This window comes from Arenibaculum sp., assembly GCF_035998295.1.
Lineage (GTDB): Bacteria > Pseudomonadota > Alphaproteobacteria > Azospirillales > Azospirillaceae > DASYHS01.
This window is the reverse complement of record NZ_DASYHS010000176.1, coordinates 21514-40321: the sequence shown is the minus strand read 5'-3', so window position 1 is coordinate 40321 and position 18808 is coordinate 21514. Positions and strand designations below refer to the sequence as shown.

Annotated in this window: 16 protein-coding genes; 5 read left to right on the top strand and 11 right to left on the bottom strand. The window is 68.7% G+C overall.

Features of this window, described 5'->3' with window-relative positions; genetic code table 11:
- Window positions 1-29 precede the first annotated feature (29 nt).
- From recO to VGO20_RS17835, 4 genes are all read left to right on the top strand, one after another.
- Entirely contained in the window at window positions 30-776 is a 747-nt protein-coding gene (gene recO, locus VGO20_RS17850) for a DNA repair protein RecO (RefSeq protein ID WP_327503724.1), read from the top strand.
- Window positions 773-2992 (top strand): DNA topoisomerase IV subunit A, encoded by a 2220-nt coding sequence (gene parC, locus VGO20_RS17845; protein WP_327503723.1) that lies wholly within the window; start codon window positions 773-775, stop codon window positions 2990-2992. The genes recO and parC overlap by 4 nt, the downstream gene beginning before the upstream one ends.
- A gap of 186 nt (window positions 2993-3178) precedes the next feature.
- Window positions 3179-3721, top strand: a complete 543-nt coding sequence (locus tag VGO20_RS17840; RefSeq protein WP_414639845.1) for a TRAP transporter small permease subunit — start codon at window positions 3179-3181, stop codon at window positions 3719-3721.
- Window positions 3722-3731: 10 nt separating this feature from the next.
- Window positions 3732-5378, top strand: coding sequence for a TRAP transporter large permease (locus VGO20_RS17835; RefSeq protein WP_327503721.1), 1647 nt, complete (start codon window positions 3732-3734; stop codon window positions 5376-5378).
- A 152-nt stretch (window positions 5379-5530) separates the two neighbouring features.
- On the opposite strand, the gene VGO20_RS17830 is transcribed toward VGO20_RS17835, so the two are convergent.
- The 9 genes from VGO20_RS17830 to motA all read right to left on the bottom strand — a co-directional run bounded on the left by VGO20_RS17830 (window position 5531) and on the right by motA (window position 14420).
- Complete coding sequence (locus VGO20_RS17830; protein WP_327503720.1) at window positions 5531-6646, bottom strand: TRAP transporter substrate-binding protein; 1116 nt, start codon at window positions 6644-6646, stop codon at window positions 5531-5533.
- Between the two features lie 263 nt (window positions 6647-6909).
- A complete protein-coding gene (locus VGO20_RS17825) occupies window positions 6910-7626 on the bottom strand; it encodes an ABC transporter ATP-binding protein (protein WP_327503719.1) in 717 nt (238 codons plus the stop codon).
- Window positions 7623-8414: an ABC transporter ATP-binding protein gene (locus tag VGO20_RS17820; RefSeq protein ID WP_327503718.1), complete on the bottom strand. Its 792-nt coding sequence runs from the start codon at window positions 8412-8414 to the stop codon at window positions 7623-7625. The genes VGO20_RS17825 and VGO20_RS17820 overlap by 4 nt, the downstream gene beginning before the upstream one ends.
- Window positions 8411-9262 (bottom strand): branched-chain amino acid ABC transporter permease, encoded by an 852-nt coding sequence (locus VGO20_RS17815; RefSeq protein WP_327503717.1) that lies wholly within the window; start codon window positions 9260-9262, stop codon window positions 8411-8413. The genes VGO20_RS17820 and VGO20_RS17815 overlap by 4 nt, the downstream gene beginning before the upstream one ends.
- Window positions 9259-10140, bottom strand: a complete 882-nt coding sequence (locus tag VGO20_RS17810; protein WP_327503716.1) for a branched-chain amino acid ABC transporter permease — start codon at window positions 10138-10140, stop codon at window positions 9259-9261. The genes VGO20_RS17815 and VGO20_RS17810 overlap by 4 nt, the downstream gene beginning before the upstream one ends.
- A gap of 76 nt (window positions 10141-10216) precedes the next feature.
- Window positions 10217-11344, bottom strand: coding sequence for an ABC transporter substrate-binding protein (locus VGO20_RS17805; protein ID WP_327503715.1), 1128 nt, complete (start codon window positions 11342-11344; stop codon window positions 10217-10219).
- A gap of 304 nt (window positions 11345-11648) precedes the next feature.
- Window positions 11649-12395, bottom strand: coding sequence for an arginyltransferase (locus VGO20_RS17800; RefSeq protein WP_327503714.1), 747 nt, complete (start codon window positions 12393-12395; stop codon window positions 11649-11651).
- Window positions 12396-12524: 129 nt separating this feature from the next.
- Window positions 12525-13550 (bottom strand): flagellar motor protein MotB, encoded by a 1026-nt coding sequence (locus tag VGO20_RS17795; protein ID WP_327503713.1) that lies wholly within the window; start codon window positions 13548-13550, stop codon window positions 12525-12527.
- 9 nt (window positions 13551-13559) lie between these two features.
- Complete coding sequence (motA, locus tag VGO20_RS17790) at window positions 13560-14420, bottom strand: flagellar motor stator protein MotA (protein ID WP_327503711.1); 861 nt, start codon at window positions 14418-14420, stop codon at window positions 13560-13562.
- Between the two features lie 242 nt (window positions 14421-14662).
- Here motA and VGO20_RS17785 point away from each other — a divergent pair, with 242 nt between their 5' ends.
- Entirely contained in the window at window positions 14663-15139 is a 477-nt protein-coding gene (locus VGO20_RS17785) for a flavin reductase family protein (RefSeq protein WP_327503710.1), read from the top strand.
- 4 nt (window positions 15140-15143) lie between these two features.
- Here the strand turns inward: VGO20_RS17785 and VGO20_RS17780 are convergent, their stop codons facing one another.
- Both VGO20_RS17780 and VGO20_RS17775 read right to left on the bottom strand, forming a co-directional pair.
- The gene (locus tag VGO20_RS17780) at window positions 15144-16358 is read right to left on the bottom strand and encodes a threonine ammonia-lyase (RefSeq protein ID WP_327503709.1); all 1215 of its coding nucleotides are present in this window, start codon (window positions 16356-16358) and stop codon (window positions 15144-15146) included.
- A complete protein-coding gene (locus VGO20_RS17775) occupies window positions 16355-18745 on the bottom strand; it encodes a penicillin acylase family protein (RefSeq protein WP_327503708.1) in 2391 nt (796 codons plus the stop codon). The genes VGO20_RS17780 and VGO20_RS17775 overlap by 4 nt, the downstream gene beginning before the upstream one ends.
- Between the last annotated feature and the right edge of the window lie 63 nt (window positions 18746-18808).

The window sequence follows — 18808 nt, the reverse complement described above, 5'->3', positions numbered from 1 at the left end:
CCCTGCGCGAACAATGATAGAACATCCGCATGGAATGGACCGACGAAGCCATCGTCCTGTCGGCGCGTCCCCATGGCGAGACCGCGGCCGTGGCGACGTTGCTGACGCGCGAGCACGGACGGCATGCGGGCCTGGTGCAAGGCGCGCGCAGCTCGCGCCAGCGCGGCGTGCTCGAGGCCGGGAACCTGGTCAGCGCACGCTGGCGCGCGCGCCTGCCCGAACATCTCGGCGCCTTCAGCCTGGAGCTCGACCGCAGCATCGCGGCCGGTCTGCTCGACGATCCGCTGCGACTCGCGGCATTGGTGTCGGCCTGCTCGGTGTGCGAGGCGGCCCTGCCGGAGCGCGAGCCCCATGGACCCGTCTACGACGGCTTCCGCGCCCTGCTGGTCGCGCTGGGGTCGGAGTTCTGGGACGCCGCCTATGTGCGGTGGGAGCTGGGCGTGCTCCAGGAGCTGGGCTTCGGCCTCGACCTGACCCGCTGCGCCGCGACCGGGACCAACGACCGGCTTTCCTACGTAAGCCCGCGCACGGGGCGCGCGGTCTCGCTTTCCGCCGGCGAGGCGTACCGGGACAAGCTCCTGACGCTGCCGGGATTCCTGGTCGGCCGGGGAGCCGCCGACCCGGAGGAGGTCCTCCAGGGCCTGCTGCTCGCCGGCCATTTCCTCGAGCGGACCGCGATGGCGGCGGGGGGCATCGGCCTGCCCGCGGCCAGGGCGCGGTTCTTGGAACGCTATCGCAAAACGGCTACCTCATCTGGTAGACAAATGACGCTATGACCGACCCAGTCCTCGACATCCAAGACAAGCCTCTCGCCGACGCGCTCGGCGAGCGCTACCTGTCCTACGCCCTCAGCACCATCATGGCGCGCTCGCTGCCCGACGTCCGGGACGGGCTCAAGCCGGTGCACCGCCGGCTGCTCTTCGCCATGAGCCAGCTCCGCCTCGATCCCGACCTGCCGCCCAAGAAGTCGGCCCGCGTGGTCGGCGACGTGATCGGCAAGTTCCACCCGCACGGGGACACGGCGGTCTACGACGCGCTCGTGCGCCTGGCCCAGGACTTCGCCGTCCGCTACCGGCTGATCGACGGCCAGGGCAATTTCGGGAACATCGACGGCGACAACGCGGCCGCCATGCGGTACACCGAGGCCCGGCTGACGGACGTCGCCCGGGCCCTGCTCGACGGCATCGACGAGGACGCGGTCGATTTCCGCTCCACATACGACGGCGAGGGGGAGGAGCCGGTCGTGCTGCCGGCCAGCTTCCCCAACCTGCTGGCCAACGGCGCGTCCGGCATCGCGGTCGGCATGGCGACGTCGATCCCGCCGCACAATGTCGACGAGATCTGCGACGCGCTGGACCATCTGATCCGCCATCCCGGCGCGTCCGTCGACGATCTCGTCGGCCTGCTTCCCGGTCCCGACTTCCCGACCGGCGGCATCCTGGTCGAGCCGCGCGACAGCATCATGGAGGCCTACCGCACGGGGCGGGGCGGCTTCCGGCTGCGGGCGCGCTGGATGGTCGAGAAGCTGGTCCAGGGCACGTGGCAGATCATCGTCACCGAGATCCCGTACCAGGTCCAGAAGAGCCGGCTGGTCGAGAAGATCGCCGAGCTGCTGAACGCCCGCAAGCTGATGCTGCTGGAGGACGTGCGCGACGAGTCGGCCGAGGACATCCGGCTCGTCCTGGTGCCCAAGAGCCGCAACGTCGACCCCGACGTCCTGATGGAATCGCTCTTCCGGGGCACGGACCTGGAAGTGCGCATCCCGCTCAACATGAACGTGCTGGACAAGGACAACGTCCCGCGCGTCATGAACCTCAAGGAAGTGCTGCGCGCCTTCCTCGACCACCGGATCGAGGTGCTGGAACGCCGGTCCCGCCACCGGCTCGGCAAGATCGACCACCGCCTCGAGGTCCTGGGCGGCTACCTGATCGCGTATCTCAACCTGGACGAGGTGATCCGCATCATCCGCGAGGAGGACGAGCCGAAGGCGGAGCTGATGCGGACCTTCACCCTGTCCGACGTCCAGGCGGAGGCGATCCTCAACATGCGCCTGCGCAGCCTGCGCAAGCTCGAGGAGATGGAGATCCAGCGCGAGCACGACGCCCTGTCGAAGGAACGTGCCGACCTGGTCGAGCTGCTGGCCAACGAGGCGCGCCGCTGGAAGACCGTGGCGCGCCAGCTCGCCGACATCCGCAAGAAGTTCGGCAAGACCCAGGTCTTCGGGCGCAGGCGCACCGACCTCGCCGACGCGCCGTCGGCGGTCGTGATCCCGCTGGAAGCCATGGTCGAGCGCGAGCCGATCACGGTCCTGCTGTCGGCCAAGGGCTGGATCAAGGCCGTGAAGGGCCACCTCGCCGATGCCGGGGAGGTCAAGTACAAGGAGGGCGACGCCGCGCGCTTCGTGCTTCACGCCGAGACGACGGACAAGCTGCTCGTCTTCGCGACCAACGGCCGCTTCTACACGCTGGCGGGCGACAAGCTGCCGCGGGGCCGCGGCTTCGGCGAGCCGGTCAGGCTGATGGTCGACCTGCCCAACGACGCCGACATCGTTACCGTTATGAAATACGAGGGCGGCCGGCGCCTGCTGGTGGCCGCGAGCGACGGGCGGGGCTTCATCGTCGAGGAGGACGAGGTCGTCGCACAGACCCGCGGCGGCAAGCAGGTCGTCACCGTAGGGGAGGGGGCCGTCGCCAAGGCCTGCGTCCCGGCCGACGGCGACCACGTCGCCGTGATCGGCAACAACCGCAAACTGCTGGTATTCCCCATGGAGGACGTGCCGGTCCTGGCGCGCGGCCGCGGAGTGATCCTGCAGAGATATTCGGACGCCAGCCTGTCCGACCTGCGCGCATTCCGCTGGAGCGAGGGGCTCGTCTGGCAGCTCGGCGACCGGACCAGGACCGAGGCCGACATGTCGCCCTGGAAGGGCGCGCGCGGGCAGGTCGGCCGGATGCCGCCGAACGGCTTCCCCAAGAACAACCGTTTCGGGGAGTGAACGACGCCCGGGAGGGGGGGCCCCCTCCCGGCGCGCCGGCGCAATTTTCGGATTGCGCGATATTGCCGCGCATTTGTTTTGTCTGGCATTTGCGTGCCCCGTTGGGTACATGTTGCCGGATTTGACAAGGCCGCATTATCCCCCCCGAGGGATCAACGGACGGCCGAGGGCAGGGTTAGCCGAGAGGTGGTTTTGCGCGCATTGGAGATCCTGGTCGGCGTGATCGACTCGATGAACGAGTGGATCGGCCGAATCGTGGCCTGGCTGACGCTCGGCACAGTGCTGGTCTGTTTCACCGTTGTCGTACTGCGCTACGCGTTCTCCACCGGCTACATCTGGATGCAGGAGATGTATGTCTGGCAGCATGCGATCGTCTTCATGGTCGGCGCCGGCTACACCTTCCTTCATGGCGGACATGTCCGCGTCGACATTTTCTACGCGAAGTCGTCCGAGCGCACCCGCGCCTGGGTCGACATCTTCGGGACCCTCGTCTTCCTGTTCCCGTGGCTGGTCGTGCTCGTGATCACCAGCGTGCCCTATATCGGCTCGGCCTGGGCGATCCGGGAGGCGTCCAGGGAAGCGGGCGGGCTTCCAGGCTTCTTCCTTCTGAAGTCGATGATCTGGGTGTTCGCCGTGGTCGTCGGCCTGCAGGGGCTTTCCCTGATCGCGCGGCGCATCCTGTTCCTCTCGGGGCGGCAGGAATACGCCCCCGAACCCACCAGCCACTGAGGCCCGACGAATGTCCAACGTTCTTCTGGGCGAGCTGATCGCCGGCGGGATGTTCGTGGTCACGATCTTCGTGATCATGATCGGCTACCCCGTAGCCTTCACGCTCGCGGGCACGGGGCTGATCTTCGCGTGGATCGGTTCCATGACCGGGGTGCTCGATTTCCATCTCTTTACCGGGCTGGCCTCGCGTTACTTCGGCATCATGATCAACGAGATCCTGGTCGCGGTGCCGCTGTTCGTGTTCATGGGCGTGATGCTGGAGCGGTCCAAGATCGCGGAAGCGCTGCTGACCACGATGGGCCAGCTTTTCGGGGCGATGCGGGGCGGCCTCGGCATCTCGGTCATCCTCGTCGGTGGGCTGCTGGCGGCCTCGACCGGCATCGTCGGCGCGACCGTCGTCACCATGGGGCTGCTCAGCCTGCCGGCGATGATGCGCGCGGGCTACGATCCCAAGCTCGCGAGCGGGATCATCTGCGCTTCCGGGACGCTCGGGCAGATCATCCCGCCCTCGACCGTCCTGATCTTCATGGGCGACATGCTCCAGGGCGCCAACCAGCAGGCGCAGCTGGCCATGGGGAACTTCGCGTTCGCTCCCGTGTCGGTCGGCCAGCTCTTCGCGGGCGCGATGATCCCCGGGATCACGCTCGTCTTCCTCTACGTCGCCTGGGTGCTGGTGAAGGCGATCTTCCATCCCAGCTCCTGCCCGGCGATCCAGATGACCGCGGCGGAGCGCGCGGGGCTCCTGCGCAACGTCTTCGTCGCCCTGGTGCCGCCGCTGATCCTGATCTTCACGGTGCTCGGCTCCATCCTCAGCGGTATCGCGACCGCGACGGAATCGGCGTCGGTCGGCGCGGTCGGGGCGATGCTGATGGCTGCGATGCGCGGCCGCCTGAGCTTCAAGATCGTCAACGAGGTGATGCTCGCGACCGTGAAGATCAGCTCGATGGTGTTCGTGATCCTGCTGGGCGCCTCGGTCTTCAGCCTCACCTTCCGCGGGCTCGGCGGCGAGCAGGTGGTCCACGACATGCTGTCGGCGATGCCGGGCGGCCAGGTCGGCGCCGTGATCGCGGTGATGCTGCTGACCTTCGTCCTGGGCTTCTTCCTCGACACGTTCGAGATCATCTTCATCATCGTGCCGATCACGGCTGCGCCGCTGATTATGCTCGGCGTCGATCCGATCTGGCTGGGCGTCGCGCTCGGCGTCAACCTGCAGACCAGCTTCCTGACCCCGCCCTTCGGGTTCGCGCTGTTCTACCTGCGCGGCGTCGCGTCCCGCGTGCTCGACACGATGGCGATCTACAGGGGCGTCGTTCCGTTCATCGGCCTGCAGGTCGTCGGCATCGTGCTGATCTGGCTGATCCCCGGGATGGCGACCTGGCTGCCGGAGCGGCTGTTCGCGCCCGGGCCCCCGGCGGCCGTGGTGATCACGCCCCGCGCCGAGGGTGGCTTCGGCGATCTTTTCGGTGGCGGGCAACAGCAGCAGCCGGGCGGAGAAAGCCAGGACGGCCAGGATGGCTTCGGCGACCTGTTCGGTTCGCCCGGCGGCGGGCAGGCGGCGCCGCAGCCCGAATCCGCGCCGGCCGGGCAGCCCGAAGGCCAGCCCGCAGGCGAGCCGGAAGGCGAGGACGACTTCCAGGACCTGTTCAAGAGCCAGTGAAGGCGGGGCGGGGCCGGCGTCCGCCCGGCTCACCCGCCCCGGCTCACCCGCCCAGGCTCACCCGCATCGTCCGGCGATCGGCAAAGTAAAAGGCCCGCGGCGTATGCCGCGGGCCTTCTTCGTTCTCGACGGGGTCGCCTGGGGCGTTCGCGTCAGACCCGCTTGCCGTGCGGGAAGGGCAGAACACGCGCTTCGTAGACCGCATGCTCGCCGACCCGGCTCCAGGGAACGACCTTCTCGCGGAAGCCGAGATAGCTGTCGATGACCTTCTTGGTCATCGGGTCCGCGTTGTCGATCAGCTCGAGCAGGACTTCGTTGGTCGCGTTGCCCATCGCGATCAGCACGTCGCGCGGCAGGCGACGGAGCTGGACGTTGTGCTGCTGGACCAGCGTGGCCAGCGCCGGGCCGTTGCCGGCAGTGGCCTCGGCCAGCATGTCGTCGTGGCCGGCCTGCGCGGCCACCTTGATGATCTGCTGCAGGTCGTTGGGAAGCGCGTCGTACTTCTCCTTGTTGACCACCAGGTTCAGCGACGCCGAGAACTCCTGGAAGCCCGGGGAGTAGTAGTACGGAGCGACCTGGTACAGGCCGAACGGCAGGTCGTTGTAGGGGCCGATCCATTCCGCGGCGTCGAGCGCGCCGGACTGGAGGTTCGGGAAGATCTCTCCGCCCGGGAGCTGGATGATCGTCGCCCCCAGCTTGGTCATGATCTTCGCGGTGTTGCCGGGCGTGCGGAACTTCAGGCCCTTCAGATCGTCGACCGAGTTGATCTCCTTGCGGAACCAGCCGAACATCTGGGTGCCGGTGTTGCCGGCGATGAAGCCCTTCAGGTTGAACGGCGCATACAGCTCGTCCCAGAGCTGCTGGCCGCCGCCGTGATGGATCCAGGCGGTCTGCTCGCTGGCCGTGAAGCCGAACGGGAACGCCGTGAAGAACGCGCAGGCTTCCGACTTGTTGAGATGGTAGTAGGACGCGTCATGGCCCATTTCGGCCGTGCCGTCGGAAACCGCGTCGAAGCACGCCAGTCCGGGGACCAGCTCGCCCGCCGCGTACAGCTTGACCGTCAGGCGGCCGTCGCTCATCGCGGTGACGTTGTCGGCGAGACGCTGCGCGCTGGTTCCGACGCCGGGCAGGCCCTTCGGCCAGGCGGTGACCATGCGCCATTCCATGCGGTTCTGGCTGATCGCCGGCTTCGGGAAGCTCGACGCCAGCGTGGCGGCTCCCGCTGCGCCCGCGACAGTGGCCCCCTTCAAGAACGAACGGCGTTTCATGAAACTCTCCCTCATACTTCTGGCGACCGCCGGTCGGACGCCCGCTTTTGTTGGTGTTAACCCCTGCGGCAGGAAACACTGCCGCGAGCTTGGTCGGTGGATTATAGGGGGCTCATCCAATTCCGCAATGGAGCTGAAACAAAACGCAGCAAAATGTCGGTATTGAGTATGGCCGCGAAATGGAAGCGACGGGGCGGCGAATCATAAGCCGGTGAGCCGTTCGCTCCGTTGCCGCCGGCGGGAGCGGGGACGGTCCTCCGCGCTCAGTGACCGCCGAGATATGCTGCGATCACCTGCGGGTCGTCGGCGACCTCCGGTCCCGGGCCATGAAGCGTGATGTGACCGCTCTCCAGCACGTAGGCGTAGTCGGCGATCTCCAGCGCCGCCTGCGCGTTCTGCTCGACGAGCAGGATCGTCGTTCCGTGGCCCTTCAGTTCGGCGATGATCTGGAAGATCTCTTCGACGAACAGCGGCGCCAGCCCCATGCTCGGCTCGTCGAGAAGCAGCAGGCGCGGCGCTCCCATCAGCGCCCGGCCCAGCGCCAGCATCTGCTGCTCGCCGCCGGAAAGCAGCCCGGCCTGCTGCGAGAGGCGCTCCTGCAGCCGGGGAAAATGCTCCAGCACCTGCGCGCGCCGGCTCCCGAACGTCCGGGCGTCGGGTGCCTGGAGACCGCCCAGGCGGAGGTTCTCCTCCACGGTCATCTCGGCGAACACCTGCCGCCCCTCGGGAACCTGCCGGATGCCGAGCCGGGCGATGCGGTGGGCCGGCGTGTTGGTGATGTCCACGCCGTCGAAGCGGATGGTCCCGGCGGCCGTCCTGAGCAGTCCCGACAGCCCGCGCATCGTCGTCGTCTTGCCGGCGCCATTGGCGCCGATCAGGCATACCACCGCGCCCGCAGGGACCGAGAGGTCTATCCCCTTGACCGCCATCGTGCGGCCGTAGCCGAGGCGCAGCCCCGAAACGTCCAGGAGGCTCGTCATGCAAGGGTCCTCGCCAGTCGCTCGGCGATCTTCGAGCCGAGATACGCTTCGATGACCGCGGGGTCGTTGCGGATCTCGCGGGGATCGCCCTCGGCGATTTTGCTGCCGAAATTCAGCACGGTTATGCGATCGCACAGGTCCATTACGAACCCCATGTCGTGTTCGACCAGCAGCAGCGTGACGTCGCGATGCCCCAGCTTCCTGAGGAGCGCCGCCAGGTCGCGTGTTTCGGCCGGGTTCATGCCGGCCGCCGGCTCGTCCAGCAGCAGCAGGCGCGGCCGGGCGGCCAGGGCGCGGGCGATCTCCAGCCGCCGCTGCTCGCCGTAGGCAAGGCTTCCCGACCGGACATCCGCCTTGTCCGCCAGCCCCACCAGCTCCAGCAGTTCGTCGGCATATGCCTTGCCCGCCCGTTCCTCGGCCCGAAAGCCCGGCAGGCGCAGCAGCGCCATCCATCCCGGCGTCGTCAGCCGGGTGTGCATGCCGGTCATGACGTTCTCCAGGACCGTCATGTCGGTGAACATCCGGATGTTCTGGAAGGTGCGTGCGAGCCCCAGGCGCGTGCGGGAATAGGGCGGCAGCGCCGTGATGTCGCGTCCTTCCAGGGTCAATGTGCCCGAAGTGGGCCGCATCAGGCCGGAGACCAGGTTGAACAACGTCGTCTTGCCGGCCCCGTTGGGGCCGATGATGCCGTGCACGGAGCCGGCCGTGACGTCCACGTCGACGTCCTTGACGGCGACGAGCCCGAGGAACTGCATCGTCAGGCCGCGGGCGGACAGTAGCGCGCTCATGATGTCCGCCTCAGACGGAAGGGGATGATCCCGCGCGGCAGGAACAGGACCGCCACCACGATGATCAAGCCGTTGATGACCAGGCGGAAGTCCTGCAACGGGCGCAGCACTTCCGGAAGCGCCGTCAGAACCATCGCTCCGATCACCGGGGCCAGCGGAGTTCCGATGCCGCCGAGCAACGCGAAGCTGAGAATGGTCACCGCGTGTTCGAACCCGTATTCGTTGGGCCCGATGAAGTTGTTGGAGTGCGCCGCGAGGCTCCCGGCCAGTCCGGCCAGCATGGCCGAGGCGACCAGCGCCCCGAGCTTGTAGAGCGGCAGGTTGACGCCCATGACGCCGGCGGCCACCTCGTCTTCGCGCATCGCCTCCATGGCGCGCCCGATCTTGGAGCGGCCGATGGTCCAGAACCCGACCACGCAGACCACCAGCAGGCCGTAGACCAGGAACAGGTCGGCTTTCCGCGGGATGCCCGACAGCCCGAGCGCGCCGCCGGTGATGCTCTCGGCGTTGACGTAGAGGATGCGCAGCACCTCGCCCAGCGCGATGGTAGCGATCGCGAGATAGACGCCGCTGAGCCGCAGCGTCGGCCCGCCGATGATGAGCGCGACCAGCGCCGGCACCAGCGCGGATAGCGGCAGGACCAGCCAGAACGGCACTCCCAGCTTGAGCGTCAGCAAGGCGCCCGTGTAGGCGCCGATGCCTTGGAACGCGGCCTGCCCCAGAGAGAGTTGGCCCAGCGCCATGACGCAGTAGATGGACAGGGCCAGCAGCCCGTTGACGCCCAGCGCGTGGATCAGCGTCTCGTAGGTGAAGAGGAAATTGTCCAGCCATTCGGCCATGTTCGTCATGCCTTTTTCGCCTGCGCCCGGCCGAACAACCCTACCGGCCGGAACCACAGGGTCAGCACCAGGATGGAGAAGGCCACGGCCTCTTTCGCGGTCGAGGAGATGTAGCCGGCCGTCAGCACCTCCAGCACGCCCAGCAGGACGCCGGCGACCAGGGCGCCCCGTATGTCCCCCAACCCGCCGATGATGATGACGGCGAAGCCGCGCAGCATCATGGCCTCGCCCATGAAGGGCTGGATGGCGTTGAAGTTCAGCCCGATCAGCACGCCTGCCGCGCCGCCCAGGAAGCCGGACAGGAACGAGACGGCCATCACCGTCGCATCCACGTTGATGCCCATCAGCCGGGCGGCGTCCTCGTTCTCCGCGAGCGCGCGGATCATCAGGCCCAGCCGCGTGCGCTGAAGAAGCAGGAACAGGACGGCGACCAGGGCCAGGGCCGTGCCGACGATCAGCACCTGCACCAGCGAGATCCGGACGCCGCCGAACTCCCACGCCGTATTGTCGACGAACCCGAAGGGAAAGCGCTGAATCTCGGTGCCGATGGTGACCGCCATCAGCGCATACAGGGCCAGCACGGCGCCCAGCGTCACCATCAGGGACGCCAGCTCGCCCGCCTTGGTTCGACGGATGCGGGTCAGCAGCACGCTGTCCACCACCACGGCCACCAGTCCGGCGACCAGCGCGCCCGTCGGAAGCGCCACCCAGATGCTGGCCTCCATCGACCGCGCCAGGTACAAGGCTACGAAGGCACCAACCGAAAAGTAGAAGCCGTAAGTCAGGTTGATGACGCGAAGCACGCCGAAGATCAAGGTGAAGCCCAGCGAGAAAAGCGCGTAGGTTGACCCAAGAACAAGGCCGTTGACTATTTGTTGGGAGAGCATCGAGTGCCTATGCCGACTGGTTCAATGCACCATGGCGCCGGTCCGTGGATGGGCCGGCGCCATGGCACGGATAAGGTTACTCGACAATCTCGAACTTGCCGTCCTTCATGCTGAGAACCACCACGCCCTCGGCCGAGGCCGGGTCTCGGCCTTCGGTGAAGGAGAACGGCCCCATCACGCCGGTGTAGTCCGTTTGCAGCAGCGCCTCGCGGAGCTTGTCGCTCTCGGCGGAACCGGCCCTGTCGATGGCCTGGGCCACGATGTACATCGTGTCGTAGGCCTGGGCGGCGAACTGGTCGGGAGGCATGCCGTTCCGCTTCTCGAATTCGGCGACGAACTTCCGGTTCATCTCGTCCGGCTTGCCGATGAACCAGGGGCTTCCGACCAGCATGCCGTCGGCGGCCGCGCCTGCGATCTCGCCCAGCTTGGGAGAGTTCGCCCCGTTGCCGCCGATCAGGAGCACGCTGTCGGGAATGCCGAGCTGGCGGGCTTGCAGGACGACGCCCGAGATCGGCTCGACGAGCGCGGAGATGGTGATGGCGTCGACGTCCAGGCTCTTGATCTTCGTGAGCTGGGCCGAGAAATCGGTGTCCTTGCTGCCGAAGGTCTCGATGGTGGCGATGTCGAGGCCCAGCTTGTCAGCCGCCGCCTTCATGGAGTCGAAGCTGGATTTGCTGAAGGCGTCGTCGTTGGCGTACATCATCGCGATGGTTTCGACGCCGAATTTCTCCTGGGCGGTCTTCAGCGTCACGGGCACCACGTCGGACTCGGGCAACGCGGTGCGGAAGATGTAGGGCCCGATCTCGGTGATGCCCACCGCAGTGGTCGAGGTGCCGACCATCACGATTCCACGCTCGTTGGCGACGGGGCCGACCGCGAACATCTCGTTGGAAAGCGTCGGGCCGATGATGAGCGGCACCTTGTCCCGGCCGATCAGCTTGCGCGCGGCATTGACCGCTTGGTCCTTGTTCCCCGCCGAGTCCTCGACGATCAGGGCGAGCTTCCTGCCGCCGAGCACCCCTCCGGCGGCGTTGATCTCGTCCATCGCCAGTTCCAGCCCGCCCCGGATGGCGACGCCGTAGGCGGCGCTCGGCCCGGACAGGATTTCGATCGCGCCGATCGTTACCGTCTCCTGCGCGAGGGCGGGCGGGGCGGCGAGGACGCCGGCAACGAGTGCCCCGGCGACCAGTAGCGATCTTGACATGCGGTTCCTCCCTATGTTCCAGCCCGGTTGAATTCCAAGTTTCCGGACTTATGGACCATACGGAAAAAATTGCAAGCGTTGTCGAATATGTCTTCCGCATGCCGCCCGCATAATTGACAGCTTGATCGAACAGACATCGGCGTGCGTAATCATTTGAGTAACCGTGTATGTCAAAGCCATCGCCCCCGACAGTCACTTCGGGGGCGGCGGCGGACTTTGGGCTGTGCATCGGGTTACGTGTCCCGCGAGGCCGGAGTCGGGTTCGGCGAGGGATCGGCCGCCGGGTCGAGGCCCGGCCGGCCGGTCACGGGCCGGTGCCGGGCTCGTCCGGGAGGCGCTGCCAGCCCTTGCTTCCAAGGGTTTCCAGCGGCCTGAAGCGGGCCTTGTAGGCCATCTTGCGGCTGTCGCGGATCCAGTAGCCGAGATAGACGTAGCCCAGCCCGGAGGCCCGCGCGCGCTCCACCAGGCTCAGGATCATGAAGCTGCCGAGGCTCCGTTCCGCCAGGGACGGGTCGAAGAAGCTATAGACTGCGGACAGCCCGTCGGTAAGCCGGTCGGTCAGCACAGCCCCGACGAGGCGCTGGCGGTAGTCGCGCATCTCGAACATGGTGGTGCCGGCCCGGCCCTCGTCGATCATCGCCGAATAGTCGCCGGCCGTCATCCGCGCCATGTCCGAATCGCCGTGGCGCGAATACTGGTAGGTGGTGAACAGCCGGTACTGCTCGTGGGTCGCGACGGCCGGGACCTCGGAGACCCAGAGATCGCCGTTCATCCGCAGGACGCGCCGCAGCGAGCGCGAGGGGACGAACCCGTCGACGGGGATGCGGACGGGGACGCAGGCGCTGCAGTCCGGGCAGACGGGCCGGTAGACGATGTCGTGGCTGCGGCGGAAACCCGCGCGCGACAGGGTCGAGTTGACCTCCGCGGCGTAGGGCGGGGCCAGTCTCGTGAACAGCTTGCGCTCCACCCGCCCCGGCAGGTACGGGCAGGGCATGGGCCCCGACCTGAAGAACTGCTGCAGCGGCCGGGTGGCGGAGCTCATCACGGACATCGTTCGACCCTGGTATATGCCGCGAAAGCGTCGGCGGGTGGGGCCCGAGGAAAGGACTCGGCCCAGTATGACCCCAACCGCCGAGGCGTTGCCAGAGCTTAGCGGCGGAGCCGCTGCCGGGCCCTGCCGTCAGGGGACGGCGGGCGGGCGCTCGCGCAGGAGCACGATGCTGATGCGGCGGTTGCGGGGCGAGTCCGGCTGGTCGGTGACGAACGGCTCCCGGTCGGCCCGGCCGACCACCGTGGCGATGCGCTCCTCGGCGATGCCCGACGCGATCAGGGCGCGCCGGCTCGCGTTCGCGCGTTCCGCCGACAGCTCCCAGTTGCCGTAGACGTCGTCCTTGGCGAAGCGCGTGCTGTCGGTGTGGCCGCTGATCGACAGGCGGTTGGGCAGCGGCTCGACCGCCCTGGCGACCAGCCCCAGGAGCTGGCCGGTCTGGGGCGACATCTGCGAGCTGCCCAGCGGGAACATCGTGTGGTTGGCCTGGTCCATGATCTGGATGCGCAGGCCTTCCGGCGTCTGGTCGATGACGATGCTCTCGGCGAGCTGCGCCAGCTCGGGGATGCCGCCGATCGTCTCGAACAGCTTCTTCTCGGCCTCCTCGAAGAGGCGCGCCTCGCGCTCGGCGATCGCCGCGTCGAGCGTCTTCTCGGTGACGGTCCCGGCCTCGGCGGCCCCGGACACCGCGGCCCGGGACGCCGCGTTTCCGGGGGCCGCATCCTCGGTGGCCGTGTCCTCGGCGCTGTCGCCGGCGGTCGGGAAGTCGTCCTCGGCGTCGCTGGGCTGGGGCTCGTTGCGGTCCTCGCCGGGCCGGGTCTGGGTGGGCGTCGACACCGCGATGGGGGCGCCGGGAGAGATCAGGGCGCCCGGCACCGTGATCGTCAGCCCGCCGAACACGCCACCGCTGCCGCTGGTGGTGCGCGAGACGCTCGCCGGGCTGAAATAGTCGGCGATGCCCTGGCGCTGCTCGGACGTCGTGACGTTCAGCAGCCACAGCAGCAGGAAGAACGCCATCATCGCGGTCACGAAGTCCGCGTACGCCACCTTCCAGGCGCCGCCGTGATGGCCGCCGTGGTCGGCCTTGCGGCGGCGCTTGATAATGATGATCGGCTTCTGCTGATTGTTCGCCCCACCCGACGGGGCCGGCGCGGCCATCGCGCGGCCCTATGCCGGGGGAAGCGCGGCCGTCGCTTCCTCCACCTCGTAGAAGGTCGGCCGGACCTCCGAGAGCAGCGCCTTGCGCGCGAACTCCACCGACACCGCCGGCGCGCAGCCGTGCAGATGGGCCAGGAGCCCGGCCTTGATGCACTGGTAGTACTTGTTCTCGGCGTCGAAGACGCTGCGCAACGACGACGCCATCGGGCCGATGAAGCCGTAGGAGATCCACACGCCCAGGAACGTGCCGACCAGCGCGCCGCCGATCAGCTTGCCCAGCACCTCCGGCGGCTCCGTGATCGAGCCCATGGTCTTGATGACGCCGAGCACCGCGGCCACGATGCCGAGCGCCGGCATGCCGTCCGCCATGGTCTGGATCGCCGAGACGACCTGGATCTGCTCGTGGTGGTGGGTCTCGATCTCCTCGTCCATCAGCGCCTCCAGCTCGTGGGGGCTGTCGGAGCCGAGCGACATCAGCCTCAGGTAGTCGCACAGGAAGACGACGGCGTGGTGGTTGCCGTTGAACTTCGGGAACTGGGCGAAGAGGGTGCTCTCCTCCGGCTTCTCGATGTGCTGCTCGAGCGCCAGCAGGCCGCGCGTCTTCGCGATCTTGAAGATCTGGTACTGCATGGACAGCAGCTCGAGATAGCTGTCCTTGTCGTATTTCGACCCTTTCAGCAGCACCGACATCGCGCCCGCGCAGCGCTTCAGCACCGATTTCGGGTTCGAGATCACGAAGGCGCCGACGGCGGCGCCGACGATGATCACCACCTCGAACGGCTGCCACAGCACGCCGAGCTTCCCGCCCATAGCGGCGTATCCGCCCAGGACGCACACGACAACAATGACTGACCCGACGATGAAGAGCATGGGGCCGTTGCTTCCGAACATTGCGCCTTGCGGGGACGCCCAGCCTCGGTCAACTTCGTTAAGAAGGTTTTAATCCGGCCGCCGGCACGCGCTCCGCGGGCGGCCGGGGCACAGCCGGCGCGCGCGGCGTGCCGGTCCGCCGCTCCGGAAAAGTGGCAGGTGGCACTTGGCGGCCGCCTCGCCTATACCACTATTATACCCGGGAATCGCCCGACCTTGAGTCCCAGCCACGGAAGAGCCGCATGACGATCGACCCGCGCGAATTTCGAGCAGCGCTCGGATGCTTCGCCACCGGAATCGCCGTGGCGACCGCGCGCCCCGCGCAAGGCGCGCCGGTCGGGATCACCATCAACTCCTTCGCCTCGGTCTCCCTCGACCCGCCGCTCGTGCTGTGGAGCATCGCGCGCACCGCGACCCGCTTCGCGGCGTTCCGCGACGCCGGCCATTTCGCGGTGAACGTGCTGCGCGAGGAGCAGCGCGAGCTCTCGGTGCGGTTCTCCGGCCCGGCCGACGACTGCTGGGACGGCATCGCGGTGGAGCGCTGGACGACCGGCGCCCCCGTCATCGCCGGCAGCCTCGCGGTGATCGAGTGCGCGACCGAATCCGTGTACGAAGGGGGCGACCACCTGATCCTGGTCGGTCGCGTCCTGAGGCTCGCCTCCGACCGGGGCGGCCGTCCCCTGGTCTACTTCGCGGGCCGCTACGCCGGCCTGTGCTGAGGGGTCACGAGACGTCGCCCATCAGCTCCGCCGGGAAGCCGTCGTCGCACAGGCGGGCGATGACCTGATGCACGTGGGCGGCGTTGCGCGTCTCCACGACGACGTCGACCTCCGCCATCTTGACCGGCACGTCGTGGAACAGGCGCTGGTGGTAGACCTCGACGATGTTGCCGCCCATCTCGCCGATCAGGCCGGTGACCCGGGCGAGCGCTCCCGGCGCGTCGGTGAGCGCGATCCGCAGGCGGACCATGCGGCCGTCGCGGACCAGTCCGCGCATCAGGATCGAGGCGAGAACGCGGGCATCGATGTTGCCGCCGCAGATCACGGTGCCGACCCGCAGGCCGCGGAACCGCGCCGGATCCGCGAGCATGGCCGCGACCCCCGCCGCACCGGCCCCCTCTGCGACGATCTTCTGGTCGGTCAGCAGCGTGTAGATCGACCGTTCCAGGATCTCCTCGCCGACGAGGACGATCTCGTCGACGAGGTCCTTCACGATGGCCCGCGTGAGGTGGCCGGGGTTCTTGACCGCGATGCCCTCGGCCACGGTGACGCCGCGGCACGCCACCGGTTCGCTCGCCAGCACCTGCCGCATCGAGGGGTACAGCTCCGCCTCGACGCCGAGGATGCGGATGTCCGGCCGCATCGCCCGAGCCGCCACCGCCATCCCGGCGATCAGCCCGCCGCCGCCGACCGGCACGACCAGCATGTCCAGGTCCGGCACCGCCTCCAGCAACTCGATGGCGCAGGTGCCCTGTCCGGCGATCACCGCCGGGTCGTCGTAGGGATGGACGAAGGTCAGCCCTTCCTTCCCGGCGACCTCGTGGGCGAAGGCCTCGGCCTCCGACAGGCTGGCGCCGTGCAGGAGCACGCGTGCCCCGTAGGACTCGGTCCTCTCCACCTTGGTGAAGGGCGTGTGCGCCGGCATCACGATCGTAGCAGGGATGCCCAGCCGGCGGGCGTGGTAGGCGACGCCCTGGGCGTGGTTGCCGGCGGACATCGCGATGACGCCGGCCCGCGCGGCCTCGGCGGAAAGGCCGCGCAGCTTGTTGAGGGCGCCGCGCTCCTTGAAGCTGCCGGTGTGCCGCAGATGCTCAAGCTTCAGGAACAGCGTGCAGCCCAGCTCCTCCGACAGCCGCTCCGCGCGGATGGTCGGGCTCGGCGCCAGGTCGTCCCGGATCGTCGCCGCCGCCCGGCGGATGTCTTCCATGCCGATGGTCATCTGGCCTGTCTCCCTGGTGACAGCACGAGCCGTCCGATTCCGCGCGCCGCCAGTTCCTCGGGCGTGCCGGTGATGGTGACGTGGCGCCCGTCGCGCCAGCGCTCGACGAAATCCGAGTAGTGGGGCGACAGCGGGTTGCCGGACTGCCCGGTCGCGATCACGAACAGCGAGCGTTCCGGCGCGCCGAGGTCGTAGACGGCCCGGTAGCCCGCCCCGTGGACATGCGCGAAGGGCGCCTCGTCGTCGGAAAGCCGCGTCGCTCCCCGGTTCACGGTGAAGTCGGAGCCGTCCGTCTCCGTCCCGAGGTCGCGTAGCGACCGCAACACGGGAATGCGGTCGATCACCTGGTTGGTGAGCGGCGCGCGGTGCTCGTCGCCCCAGCGCCAGCCCGCCGGGTCGGCGCCGTGCCGTTCCGCCAGGGCCGCGAGCGTCGCCTCGAGCGAGGCGCCCAGCACCCGCCCGCAGCTTTCCTCGACGTCGGGCGTGGTCACGTCGTCGCACCAGCGCCGGCGCTCCGTCAGCATCCTGCGCACCACGCGCGGGTTGAGGCCCCGGACCTCGGCGGCCAGGGGGCCCAGTTCGTCGGCATGGAGCCGGCGGTTCAGTTCCCTGAGCCACCAGTTGAAGATCAGCGGCTCGGCCGCGTCGCGATCGGACCGTCCGTCCCAGGCCGCCAGGCGCGCCAGCGCGTCGCGCGCGGCCGGGTCGTCCGTCTCCGCCCGCGCCAGCAGCGGCAGCAGGTCGCGCGCGGCCAGGTCGACCGTGTCGGCGAGCAGCGCCTCGGAGCTCTCCAGGTCTTGCGGCGGCGCGGTGCCGAGGCGTTCCTCGATCCGCAGCGCGCGGAACGGGTCGTCCCAATCCGTGGTCAGGAGCCAGGGATAGTCCGGCCCGACGACCCGGTTGTTGGCGTTGACGAAGCTTCCACCCGGCGGGTTATAGGCGTGGGGCAGTTCCTCGAACGGGACGAAGCCCGTCCAGCCATGCTCGCCGGTCCAGCCCGGGGACGGCAGGGTGCCGTCCCCGGCCTCGCGCACGGGCACCAGCCCCGGGGTGTAGAAGCCGATGTTCCCGGCCTTGTCGGCATAGGCGAAGTTCTGCTGCGGGACGATGAACGACCGCAGCGCCGACCGGAACTCGTCCCAGTTCCGCGCGCGGTTGACGTGGTAGAGGCTTCCGGCCGTCGTGTCCCGCCCGCTCAGGGCCGTGAAGGCCAGCGACAGGACGTGGCCCTCCGGCAGCACGCCGGCCGCGGCGTCCTCGACGTCGGAGATGACCGGCCCGTGCCGGGTCGAGCGGACCGTCAGACGTTCCTCGCCGCCGCCCGCGATCCGGATCGTCTCCTCGCGCGTCTCGAACGGGACGGCCCCCTCGGGCGTCAGGTAGCGGCCCGCGTCGGCGGGGTCGAGGCGTTCGACGAACAGGTCCTGCACGTCGGTCCCGGTCGTCGTCAGGCCCCAGGCGATCGTGCCGTTGTGGCCGAGCAGGTGGAACGGGACGCCCGGCACCGTCGCGCCGGTCAGCGACAGGCCGGGGGCCTCGACCCGCGCGAGATACCACAGGATCGGCGCATTCAGCGCGAGGTGGGGATCGTTGACCAGGATCGGCGCGCCGGTCGCGGTCCGGTCGGCCGACAGCACCCAGACGTTGGAGGCCTTGTCCGGGCCGAGGTCGGGCAGCGACACGCCCGCCCAGCGCTCGAAGTCGAGCCCCCCGAGTGCTGCCGACAGCGTGACCGGCGCGCCGTCGGGATAGGCGGGGTGGAGGTCGTCGACCTGCGCGGGGTCCAGGCGTTGCAGCAGGCGCGCCCGGCGCAGCTCGGCACGGGAGTTCCCCGAGAGCTGCAGCGCCATCAGCTTGCCCCAGACGATGCTGTCGGCCGGGCGCCAGGGCTCCGGCGCGAAGCGCAGCACCTGGAATTCCAGCGGCAGCGGGCCGGGCCGCTGCGCGAGCCAGGCGTTCACGCCCGCCGCATAGGCGTCGAGCGCGTCGCGGATCTCCGGCGCCATCGCGTCGTAGCTCGTCTCGGCCTGGCGGTAGATGCCGAGCGTGCGCATGTACCTGTCGGTGCGCAGGCCGGCCTCGCCGATCACCTCCGCCAGGCGGCCCGCCCCGACCCGGCGCTGCATCTCCATCTGGAACAGCCGGTCCTCGGCATGCAGCCAGCCCAGCGCGAAATAGGCGTCATGGTCGCTGCCGGCGAAGACGTGCGGCACCGCGTTCTCGTCGCGCAGGATCTCGACCGGCGCCGACGGGCCGTCGACCGCGATCGCGCGCCCGTCCGACGGCAGGCCCGTCCGCAGCCACAGCCAGCCACCCGCGACGGCCAGCGCGGGCAGCAGGATCGCCAATGCGAACGTGGCGCCGAGGATGCGCCGGAACCACTTCATCTGTCTGCCCACGGTGGCGGGACGGGATGCGGGTTTCTGGCGCAAACGGCACCGGGAGAAAAG